This is a genomic window from Streptomyces sp. WAC05292 (assembly GCF_003949955.1).
GTDB classification, from domain to species: Bacteria; Actinomycetota; Actinomycetes; order Streptomycetales; family Streptomycetaceae; genus Streptomyces; species Streptomyces globosus.
Window position 1 is genome coordinate 1 of record NZ_RPSE01000213.1, and the last position, 10398, is coordinate 10398.

A 10398-nucleotide genomic window follows, 5' to 3' on the forward strand; every position below is an offset into this window, starting at 1 on the left:
TCGTGGAACAGCGGGATCTCCGGCGGCACCGGGTAGGTGGCGGCGATCGCCGCGGTGTCGGCGTACGTCCCGAACAGGAACGGCGAGGTCGCCTCGTGCGGGGTGCCGTGGTGCGGGGCGCGCACGGCACCTCGCCGCAGTACGTCATGGAGTTCGCGCACCCCGTGCGCGCCCCGCACCACGGCACCCCGCACGAGGCGACCTCGCCGTTCCTGTTCGGGACGTACGCCGACACCGCAGCGCCGCCGCAGGCGGAGGAGCGCACCACGCTGAAGGCCTGGTTCGCGGTCGTCTCCGTCGCGGTCGGCATCTTCACCCTGGTCACCGCCGAGCAGCTGCCGATCGGACTGCTCACCTCCGTCGGCTCCGCCCTCCAGGTCTCCGAGGGCACCGCCGGCCTCATGGTGACCGTGCCCGGCCTGGTCGCCGCGCTGTCGGCGCCGCTCGTCCCGGTCGTCGTCGGCCGCATGGACCGCCGGTACCTGCTCGTGGGCCTGATGACCGTCATGGCCGTCGCCAACCTGGTCACCGTCCTCGCCCCGAACTTCGGCATCCTGCTCGCCTCCCGCGTGCTCGTCGGCGTCACCATCGGCGGCTTCTGGGCCATCGCGGGCGGCCTCGCCTTCCGCCTGGTGCAGCCCGCGGCGATCCCCCGCGCCACCGCGCTGATCTTCGGCGGCGTCGCCGCCGCGAACGTCCTCGGCGTGCCCACCGGCACCCTGATCGGCGGCCTCGCCGGCTGGCGCACCGCGTTCGCCACGCTCGGCGTCCTCGCCTTCGCGGTCCTCCTCGCCCTGCTCGTGCTGCTGCCGAAGCTGCCCGCCACCAAGCCCGTCAGCGTCCCCGAGCTCATCGCCCAGTTCGGCAACCGCGGCGTCCGCGCCGGCATCATCGCCACCGCGCTGATCGTCACCGGCCACCTGGCCGCGTACACCTACGTCAGCCCCATGCTCCAGCAGGTCTCCGGCATCGACGAGGACCTGATCAGCCTCCTGCTGCTCGGCTTCGGCGTCGCCGGCATCATCGGCAACTTCGTCGCCGGCGCGGCCGTCTCCAAGAACCTCGCCCGGACCATGACGGTCATCATCGTCGCGCTCGCCGCCGCGATGCTGCTCTTCCCCGTCCTCGGCGAGAACCAGGCCGGCGGCATCGCCCTGCTCGTCCTGTGGGGCCTGGCCTTCGGCGGCGTCTCCGTCAGCCTGCAGACCTGGATGCTGAAGTACGCGCCCGACTCGATGGAGGCCGCCTCCGCCCTGTGGGTGTCCGTCTTCAACCTGTCCATCGCACTCGGCGCGCTCGTCGGCGGCCTCGTCGTCGACAACATCGAGCTCACCACGGTCGCCTGGATCGGCGGCGGCGTGGTCCTGCTGACCGCCCTCACCCTCCCCTCCCTGCGCATCTCCGGCAAGGCGGCGCAGTGAACCACCCGTTGGAGAAGGGAACGTCCGTGTCCACCACCGACCTGTCCGCACTCGGCGCCGAGCTGCGCGGCCCCCTGCTGCTGCCCGGCACCGCCGGGTACGAGGAGGAGACCCTCGGCTTCAACCGGATCCTGCCGCAGACCCGGCCCGCCGCCGTGGTCGTCGCCGACGGCACCGCCGACATCATGGCCGCCGTCCGCTTCGCCTCCCGGCACGGCATCGCCGTCGCCGTCCAGGCGACCGGCCACGGCGTGTCCGTGCCCGCCGACGGCGCCCTGCTGATCAACACCCGCAACCTCACCGGCGTGCGCATCGACCCCCGCGCCCGCACCGCCCGCATCGAGCCCGGCGTCCAGTGGAGCCGCGTCATCCAGGAGGCCGCCCCCTTCGGGCTGGCCCCCCTGAACGGCGCCTCCCCCGGCGTCGGCGTGGTCTCGTACCACCTGGGCGGCGGCCTCGGCCCGCTCGGCCGCTCCTACGGCTACGCCGCCGACCACGTGAAGAACTTCGACCTGGTCACCGCGGACGGCGAACTGCGCCACGTGTCCCCCGACGACCACCCCGACCTGTTCTGGGCGCAGCGCGGCGGCAAGGGCAACTTCGGTGTGATCACCTCGATCGAGATCGGCCTCTTCCCGGTCTCCCGGCTGTACGGCGGCGGCCTGTTCCTGCCCGGCGAGCACATCGAGCGGATCCTGCCGGCCTGGCGCGACTGGACGCAGGGCCTGCCGGACGCGATGCAGTCCTCGATCGCCGTGATGCGCTTCCCCGACATCGACGTCCTGCCGGAGCCGGTGCGGGGCCGCTTCCTCGCCCACATCCGGATCGCGTTCAACGGCTCGAACGAGGAGGGCGCCGAGCTGGTGCGCCCGCTGCGCGAGCTGGTCGAGCCGGTCCTCGACACGGTCGCGGACATGCCGTACACGAACGTCGCCGACATCAACATGGACCCGACGGTCCCCGCCGTGTACTTCGAGCGCTCCACCCGCATCCGCGAACTCGACGACGCCGCCATCGCCACCCTGATCCCCCTGATCAAGGAGGGCGCGGACGCCGTCCGGCCCGGCATCGAGCTGCGCCACCTCGGCGGCGCCCTGGGCCGGGAGCCCGGGCACCCCAACGCCGTCCCGCACCGGGACACCGCGTACACCCTGTTCGCGGGCGCGCCGGTATGGCCCGAACACGTGCAGGACGTACGGGAGTTCCAGGAGCGGCTGATGGAGGAGATGCAGCCCTGGCGGATCGGCGGCCCGTTCCTCAGCTTCATCAGCGCGCTGGAGAGCTCGCCCGAGCACCTGCGCTCGGCGTACGACCCGCAGACGTACGAGCGGCTCGTCGCCGCCAAGGACGCCTACGACCCGCAGAACGTGTTCCGCGTGAACCACAACATCCCGCCGACCGGGTGGCGTGCCCGGTGAGGGGGACCCGATGACGAAGGAGACGACAGGCATGCTCAGCGACGCGATGGTGGACGCCTACCTGGAGCGGATCGGCGCCCGCCGGCCCGAGCGCGCCGACATCCACGGGCTGCGGCACCTCCAGGAGCGGCACGTGCTGTCGGTGCCCTTCGAGAACATCGACTACCACGTCGAGGGCGCCGAGCTGGGCCTGGACCGCGAGTTCCTCTACGACAAGATCGTCACCCGGCGGCGCGGCGGGGGCTGCTACGAGCTGAACCCGTCCTTCGGGCACCTCCTGGAGGCCCTCGGCTACCGGGTGGAGATCCTCTCCGGGCAGGTCTTCCTCGGCGGCGCGTTCGGCGCCCCGCTCTGCCACCTCGCGCTCCGCGTCGACCTGGACGGGGAGGAGTGGCTCGTCGACGTCGGCTTCGGCAAGAACAGCCGCTTCCCGCTCCCCATCGGCACCTCGGAGGTGCAGAAGGACCCGCACGGCGACTACCGCGTGGTGCGGCCCGAGGAAGGCGGCATCCAGGTCGAGCTGAACGGCGGCATCCAGTACCGGCTCGACGAGCGGCCCGTCCGCATCGAGGACTTCCTCCCGACGCTGTGGTGGTACCGGACCGCCCCCGACTCGGTCTTCCTGCACAACCTGATCGTCTCCCACCAGAAGGAGGACGGCCGCGTCACCGTCAACGGCCGGGAGCTCACCCGCACGACCGCGGCCGGCCGGGAGACCGTCGAGCTGCCCGACGACGCGGCCCTGCTGGCGGCGTACGAGGAGCACTTCGGGATCGTCCTCGACACGGTGCCGAAGCAGCCGGACGTGGACCCCGCCGTCCGCATCGTCATGCAGATCGACTGACGCCCCTCCCGCTGCCGCCAGGCCCTGCGCCGCAATCCGGATCCGGATTGCGGCGCAGGGCCTTTTCCGTGCACCGCCTCACCGGCCCGCCAGGCGCCTTCTCCAGGGACTCTGCACGGGTCCTTTCCGGGGACTCCACAGGGGCCGCGAAAGGCCTTTCAGGGACGTTTCCGGGCCCGGACGGAGGCCGTTTCGGGGGCGCCCCTCACAGCGCCGGAATGCCTTTACACAGACTTGACGAATCGCCGCCTGGTCCATACCGCACGCGAATTCGACGGCCCATCATGGAAATCGAAGCCGCCGCGTTCACCGCCGGCCCCGGTAAATCCATCCGTTTTCGATTCCATGGGAGAGATCCACATGCGCAAGAGCACCCGTATCAAGGTCGGCGTACTCGCGGGCGTCGCCGCGCTCGCCACCGCGACGGCCGTCACGGGCTCGGCGAACGCCGCCGCCGACGGCGCCAACGGCTGCCTGACCCTCCCGGGCAGCTGGAAGGTCGTGGACGACAACACCGGCGAGACCTTCCTCGGCAGCTACCACGGCAGCGCCTACGCGACGGCCGGCACGGTCAACTTCACCTCGCCGAACAACACCACGACCGCCTCGCACGGCGAGTGGAAGCAGACCGGCTGCGGCACCTACTCCGACACCGACACCGCCCTGCTGCTCGGTGCGGACGGCAAGGCCAACTCCACCATCACCTTCCAGGCCAACATCACCGTCACCGGCCGGAACACCGCCAACTTCGACTTCGTGTACAAGATCCACGGCCTGGACGGCTCCTTCGTCACGGGCGGCGCCTCCACCGGCAAGGGCAGCCGCATCGGCGTCCAGCCCCGCTGAACGCGCTGAACCCCCTCTTACGCCCCTTCCCCCTGTGGCGCCCGAACGGGCCCGGCGAATCCCCCCGCCGGGCCCGTTCGGCATGCCCGGGCGCCCTCCGCGCCCGAGCCCGCCGCGGGCGAAAAAACAACAAAGCGGGGCCCGTGGCGCGCACCGCGAGGGTGTGCGCCACGGGCCCCGCAGGGGTACGGGCGGGTCAGGCGTCCCCGGCCGGCGGCGCGGGCAGCGCCGCGACGACGACCTTGGCCTCGTCCTCCGTCAGCTCGATGTCGAACCGCTCGTCCAGCAGCGAGCGGACCTCCTCGTCCGCGATGTACCGGACCTCGCCGGTGCCGTCCGCGCGGGTCAGCGTCAGCTTGCGGTGGTTGAGGTTGAGCCGCCAGTCCTCCGCGATGCGCTCCAGGAAGACCCGCCCGGTGAAGGGCGAGCTGGAGTGCGTGGAGATGAAGTAGTTGGCCACCACGCAGTCGATGTGGTGGTGGCCCTCCGTGGCGTACCAGTACAGGGGGAACCAGCCGTCCCCCCGCCGGAGCCAGAGCACCCACTCCTTGTCGGAGCCCTCCGCCCGGGCGAGCCGGTACGTCCAGCCGGCCTGCTCGGAGACGGTGCCGTCGCGGACGAGGAGCGGCTCCAGCGGGCCCTCGTCGCCGAAGCCCACGTCGGCGAGCCACGTCTCCCCGCCGACGGCCACGCTCAGCACCAGGTGCGTCCGCGGCAGCGGCTTCGGCGCGTCCAGGACCGGGCGGGCGTACAGGCGGGTCACCTCGAAGCCCAGCCGCTCCAGCAGCACCGCGAAGAGCATGTTGTGCTCGTAGCAGTAGCCGCCGCGCCGCCGGCGCACCAGCTTGTCCTGGACGGCCTCGATGTCGATGTCGATGCCGCGGCCCAGCAGGATGTCGAGGTTCTCGAACGGGATGGCCAGGGCGTGGGCCCGGTGCAGCCTGCGCAGGGTCTGCGCGGTCGGCTCCAGCGGGCCCTCGACGCCCAGCCGGTCGAGGTACGCCCCGACGTCGAGCTTGTCGGCCTGCCACTGGGCGGCGCTGCCGATCTGCACCACCGGTCAGCCCGCCTGGCCCGAGGCGCCGGACTTCTTCTCGCTGTCGAGCATGGCCATGCCCTCGGCGTCGAAGCGGGTGCCGGCGACCTCCTCCGCGGGCACGGCCCGCTCGATCTCGGCGACGTCCTCGGCGGTCAGCTCCAGCGACAGCGCGCCGAGGGCCTCGGCCAGCTGGTCGCGGCGGCGGGAGCCGACGACGGGGACGATGTCCCTGCCCTGGGCCATCGCCCAGCCGATCGCCAGCTGCGAGGTGGTGACGCCCTTGGCCTCGGCGACCTTGCCGAGCGCGGCGACCAGCTGGAGGTTGCGGTCGAGGTTCTCGCCGCTGAAGCGCGGGAAGTTGCTGCGGCCGTCGTCCTTGGCGGTGGCGCGCTGGTGGTTCCAGCGGCCCGACAGCAGGCCCCGGGCGAGGACGCCGTACGCCGTGACGGCCGTGCCCAGCTCGCGGGCGGTCGGCAGGATCTCGTCCTCGATCGAGCGGGACAGCAGCGAGTACTCGATCTGGAGGTCCGCGATGGGGTGCACGGCGGAGGCGCGGCGCAGGGTCTCCGCGCCGATCTCGGACAGGCCGATGTGGCGGACGTAGCCGGCCTCGACCATCTCCTTGATCGCGCCGATGGTCTCCTCGATCGGCACCGCCGGGTCCAGGCGGGCCGGGCGGTAGACGTCGACGTAGTCGGTGCCGAGCCGCTGGAGGGTCTGCGCCAGGGAGTTCTTGACCGCCTCCGGGCGGTTGTCCACGCCGAGGATGCCGCCGGCCGGGTCGCGCAGGACGCCGAACTTGACGCTGAGGGTGAGCTGCTCGCGGTCGTGGCTCTGCAGCACCTCGCGCACCAGGAGCTCGTTGTGGCCGCTTCCGTAGAAGTCGCCGGTGTCGAGGAGGGTGATGCCCGCCTCGATGGCGGCGTGCGCGGTGGCGACCCCCTCGGCCCGGTCGGCGGGGCCGTAGAAGTCGGACATGGACATCAGGCCGAGGCCGAGAGCGGAAACCTCGGGGCCGGCCGAACCAAGTGATCGCAGCTGAGTCATACGGCAGAGCATTGCGCCGGTGTTCTGCGAAGCAGAAACAATTTCCGGCCGCTGTGTCAGGTCACGGGAAAACGCGAATGGCCGGATATCGACGGGTGCCCGGCTTTACAACCGGACACGCGCGCGCAGATCATGGAATGCATGACAGAAACCATGCGTACGGTGCGTCAGGAAGCCCTCGGCGGAGCCGAAGTCCTCAACCTGACGGATTCTCCGATCCCCGCTCCCAATGCCACCGAAATTCTGGTAAAGACGCACGCCGCCGGCGTGAATCCGATCGACTGGAAGATCCGTGAATACGGCTTGTGGCTGACCCCGCCGTTCGGTGTCGGCTGGGACGTGTCCGGCACGGTCGTGGCCGTCTCGCCCGGCGAGAACCGCTTCAAGGTCGGCGACGAGGTCTTCGGCCTGCCCGCCTTCCCGAACGAGGCCGCCGGGTACTCCGAGTACGTCGCCGGGCCCGCCCGCCACTTCGCCCGCAAGCCGTCCGCCCTCGACCACGTGCAGGCGGCCGCCCTCCCGATGGCCGCGCTGACGGCCTGGCAGGCGCTCGTCGACGGCGCGGACATCCAGCCGGGCCAGCGCGTCCTGGTCCACGCGGCGGCCGGCGGCGTCGGCCACCTCGCCGTGCAGATCGCCAAGGCCCGCGGGGCGTACGTCATCGGCACCGCCAGCGCCGCCAAGCACGACGTGCTGCGCGAACTCGGCGCCGACGAGGTCGTCGACTACACCGCGGTGGACTTCACCGAGGCCGTCAAGGACGTCGACGTCGTCCTCGACCTGATCGGCGGCGAGTACGAGGACCGCTCCCTGCGCACCCTGCGCCCGGGCGGCACCTACATCGGCGTCATCAACCCGCTCGCCCTGGACGAGATCAGGGCCAAGGCGGAGGCCCTGGGCCTGCGCGGCATCACGGTCAACGTGGCGCCCGACCACGCGGTCCTGGAGCAGGTCGCGGCCCTCGCCGAAGAGGGCCGGCTGCGCCCGCTGGTCGCCGGGACCTTCCCGCTCCAGGACGTCCGCAAGGCGCACGAGCTGAGCCAGTCCCAGCGCGCCACCGGCAAGATCGTCCTCACCTTCTGACCCGGCCGGGGCGGAAGCCGCCGAAGGGGCGGCGGGGACACGCACGTGTCCCCGCCGCCCCTGTCCGCGTCCGCCCGGACGGCGGTCAACCGGCCTCCGGGACCGCCGGATCGAAGCCCTCGCGGCCGTGCAGCCAGGCCACCTCGTCGTACATGGCCCCGGGCGCCATCGAGGCCAGCATCGCGTTGCGCTCCCGGCGGGCCGGGCCCGCCGCGTGGTAGAGGCGGCGGCCCATCTCGCGGGCCACCAGCTGGACGCGGGCGGTGCGTTCGCGGCGGGCCGCCCCGTACTTCTCCAGGCGCTGCTCGAAATCGGCCGGGCAGCCGTCCAGCAGCCCGGCCAGCACCACCGCGTCCTCGACGGCCTGGCAGGCCCCCTGGGCGGCGTACTGGAGCATCGGGTGCGCGGCGTCGCCGAGGAGGGCGACGCGGCCCTCGGTCCACCGGTCGACCGGGTCGCGGTCGCACAGCACCCACGCCTTCCAGTCCCGGCCCAGCTCCAGCAGCCTGCGGGCGGTACCCGACAGCTCCGGGAAGGCCGCCAGTACGTCCCCGTCCCCGGCCGGGACGCCCGCCACCGCCTCGGCGGCGCCGTCGTCCCGGGTCGCGGCCAGGTTCACGTACCGGCCGGAGGAGACCGGGTAGTGGACGAAGTGCCACTTCGGGCCGGCCCACAGCGTCACCGCGTTCGGGCGCAGCTCCCGCGGCACCTCCTCCGCCGGGACCACCGTGCGGTAGATCGTGTGCCCCGACACGCGCGGCGCGCCGTCCCCGACGAGCTGCCGCCGCACCGCCGAGTGCAGGCCGTCGGCGCCGATCAGGGCGTCCGCGGTGATGCGGCGTCCGTCGGCCAGGACCGCGGCGGCCCTCCCGGCCCGCTGCTCGTACCCGACGACGTGGTGGCGGCCCCGCAGCTCCACGCCGGGGTGCCGGCGGACCGCCTCCAGCAGCGGCAGGTACAGGTCCACGCGGTGCACGACGGCGTACGGGTTGCCGAAGCGGGCGCGGTACTCCTCTCCCACCGGCATCGCGGCGACCCGCTCGCCCGTCGTGCCGTCCATGAACCGCAGCTCGTCGACGACGACCGCCCGGTCGCGGACCTCCCGGCCCACCCCGAGCAGGTCCAGCGCGCGGAAGGCGTTCGGGCCGAGCTGGATGCCGGCGCCGGCCTCGGTGAAGACCTCCCGGCGCTCCAGGACCGTGACCCGGTGCCCGCGCCGGGCCAGCCCGAGCGCCGCGGCGAGGCCGCCGATGCCGCCGCCGGCGATGAGTATCTCGGCCATGGGATCTCACTCCCCTCTCGTGGTCAGTGGCGGACGGTGCCCGCGTGGGCCGGGAAGAGCCGGCCCAGTTCGGCGTGGAAGCCGGGGAAGGTCTTGCCGACGCAGGCGGGGTCGTCGAGCGTGATGCCGGCGGTGCGCAGGCCCAGTACCGAGAAGGCCATCGCGATCCGGTGGTCCCGGCGGCAGGCGATCCGGGCGGGCGCCGGCGCCCCCGGGTGGACGGTGATCCAGTCCCGCCCGGACTCGGTGCGGATGCCGCAGGCCCGCAGGTTCTCCTCGACGGCGGCGATCCGGTCGGACTCCTTCAGCCGGGCGTGCCCGATGCCGCGGACGGTGATCGGGGCGTCGGCGAGCGGGGCGATGGCGCCCAGCGTCATGAACGTGTCGGAGATGTCGCCCATGTCGACGTCGAAGCCGCCGCGGAGCGCGCCCGTCCCGGTCACGGTGGTCGTGTCCTCGCCGATCTCGACGCGGGCCCCGGCCCGGCGCAGCACCTCCACGAAGCCGAGGTCGCCCTGGACGCTGGAGCGCCCGAGGCCCGGCACGGCCACGGCGGTGCCGGTGACGGCCGCCGCCGCGAAGAAGTACGAGGCGGTGGAGGCGTCGGGCTCGACGTCGAGCCTCGCGGCCCGGTAGCCGCCGGGCAGCACCTGGATCACGCCGTCGTCGAACTCGTCCACGTACGCGCCGAAGCGGCGCATCAGCGCCATCGTCATGTCGATGTACGGGCGGCTGACCAGCCCGGCGCCGCGCACGGTCAGCGGCTCGCGCATCAGCGGCCCCGCCATCAGCAGGCCCGTCAGGTACTGGCTGCTCAGCGAGGCGTCCACGGTGAGGTCCCCGCCCGGCAGCCCGTCGGCGCGGACGGTCATCGGCAGGCCGCCGACCGGCTCCGCCACCTCGGCGGACGCGCCGAGCCGGCCGAGCGCCTCGGCGAGCGGGCGCAGGGGGCGGGCGCGCAGCTGGCCGGTGCCGTCGAAGGTGAACGTGCCGCGGCCCGCGGCCGCGAAGGGCGGCAGGAAGCGGGCGGCGGTGCCGGCGTCCTCGCACCACACGGAGCCGCCGGCGGCGGGGGCGCCGCCGGTGCCGGCGACCTTCCAGGCCGCGTCGCCGTCCTCGGCCTCGATGTGCACGCCGAGTCCGGCCAGGGCCTCGCGGAAGGCGAGGGTGTCGTCGCTGACCAGCGGGGCGCGCAGCAGCGAGACCCCGTCGGCGGCGGCCGCGAGGAGCAGCGCGCGGTTGGTGATGCTCTTGGAGCCCGGGATCCGGGCGGTCAGTACGGGGTTCACGGGTGCTCCCGGTGTCGGTGTCCGGCGCCGCGGCCGGCGCGCGGCGGGGTCCGGCCCGCGGGGCGGGACCAGCCCGGGTCGCCCGCACGGCGGTGGGCGGGACGGTCTCCGGGTGCGCCGCCGCGGGCC

At 73.1% G+C, this 10398-nt stretch carries 9 protein-coding genes; 5 read left to right on the forward strand and 4 right to left on the reverse strand.

The genetic code is table 11. The features are described 5' to 3' along the window. Window positions 1-110: 110 nt before the first annotated feature. The 4 genes from EF903_RS20835 to EF903_RS20850 all read left to right on the forward strand — a co-directional run bounded on the left by EF903_RS20835 (window position 111) and on the right by EF903_RS20850 (window position 4529). Window positions 111-1421 (forward strand): MFS transporter, encoded by a 1311-nt coding sequence (locus EF903_RS20835; RefSeq protein ID WP_260615690.1) that lies wholly within the window; start codon window positions 111-113, stop codon window positions 1419-1421. A 26-nt stretch (window positions 1422-1447) separates the two neighbouring features. Beyond that, entirely contained in the window at window positions 1448-2839 is a 1392-nt protein-coding gene (locus EF903_RS20840) for an FAD-binding oxidoreductase (protein ID WP_260615691.1), read from the forward strand. Window positions 2840-2849: 10 nt separating this feature from the next. Then, a complete protein-coding gene (locus tag EF903_RS20845) occupies window positions 2850-3683 on the forward strand; it encodes an arylamine N-acetyltransferase (RefSeq protein WP_260615692.1) in 834 nt (277 codons plus the stop codon). Between the two features lie 360 nt (window positions 3684-4043). After that, window positions 4044-4529, forward strand: coding sequence for a hypothetical protein (locus EF903_RS20850; protein WP_125545380.1), 486 nt, complete (start codon window positions 4044-4046; stop codon window positions 4527-4529). Between the two features lie 196 nt (window positions 4530-4725). On the opposite strand, the gene EF903_RS20855 is transcribed toward EF903_RS20850, so the two are convergent. Continuing rightward, window positions 4726-5583 (reverse strand): arylamine N-acetyltransferase, encoded by an 858-nt coding sequence (locus EF903_RS20855; protein WP_221888756.1) that lies wholly within the window; start codon window positions 5581-5583, stop codon window positions 4726-4728. Window positions 5584-5589: 6 nt separating this feature from the next. Next, complete coding sequence (locus EF903_RS20860) at window positions 5590-6615, reverse strand: aldo/keto reductase (protein WP_125545384.1); 1026 nt, start codon at window positions 6613-6615, stop codon at window positions 5590-5592. A gap of 141 nt (window positions 6616-6756) precedes the next feature. On the opposite strand from EF903_RS20860, the gene EF903_RS20865 reads away from it, so the two are divergent. Further along, window positions 6757-7698 (forward strand): NADP-dependent oxidoreductase, encoded by a 942-nt coding sequence (locus EF903_RS20865; protein WP_125545386.1) that lies wholly within the window; start codon window positions 6757-6759, stop codon window positions 7696-7698. A gap of 85 nt (window positions 7699-7783) precedes the next feature. On the opposite strand, the gene EF903_RS20870 is transcribed toward EF903_RS20865, so the two are convergent. Next, a complete protein-coding gene (locus EF903_RS20870) occupies window positions 7784-8980 on the reverse strand; it encodes a 3-hydroxybenzoate 6-monooxygenase (RefSeq protein ID WP_125545388.1) in 1197 nt (398 codons plus the stop codon). 23 nt (window positions 8981-9003) lie between these two features. Then, window positions 9004-10269, reverse strand: a complete 1266-nt coding sequence (gene aroA / locus EF903_RS20875; protein WP_260615693.1) for a 3-phosphoshikimate 1-carboxyvinyltransferase — start codon at window positions 10267-10269, stop codon at window positions 9004-9006. Between the last annotated feature and the right edge of the window lie 129 nt (window positions 10270-10398).

What these genes read in the sequence shown, in the direction of transcription:
- EF903_RS20845 (WP_260615692.1), top strand. Translation starts at nt 2,850, where the DNA reads ATGACGAAGGAGACGACAGGCATGCTCAGCGACGCGATGGTGGACGCC.
- EF903_RS20850 (WP_125545380.1), top strand. Translation starts at nt 4,044, where the DNA reads ATGCGCAAGAGCACCCGTATCAAGGTCGGCGTACTCGCGGGCGTCGCC.
- EF903_RS20870 (WP_125545388.1), bottom strand. Translation starts at nt 8,980, where the DNA reads ATGGCCGAGATACTCATCGCCGGCGGCGGCATCGGCGGCCTCGCCGCG.
- EF903_RS20860 (WP_125545384.1), bottom strand. Translation starts at nt 6,615, where the DNA reads ATGACTCAGCTGCGATCACTTGGTTCGGCCGGCCCCGAGGTTTCCGCT.
- EF903_RS20865 (WP_125545386.1), top strand. Translation starts at nt 6,757, where the DNA reads ATGACAGAAACCATGCGTACGGTGCGTCAGGAAGCCCTCGGCGGAGCC.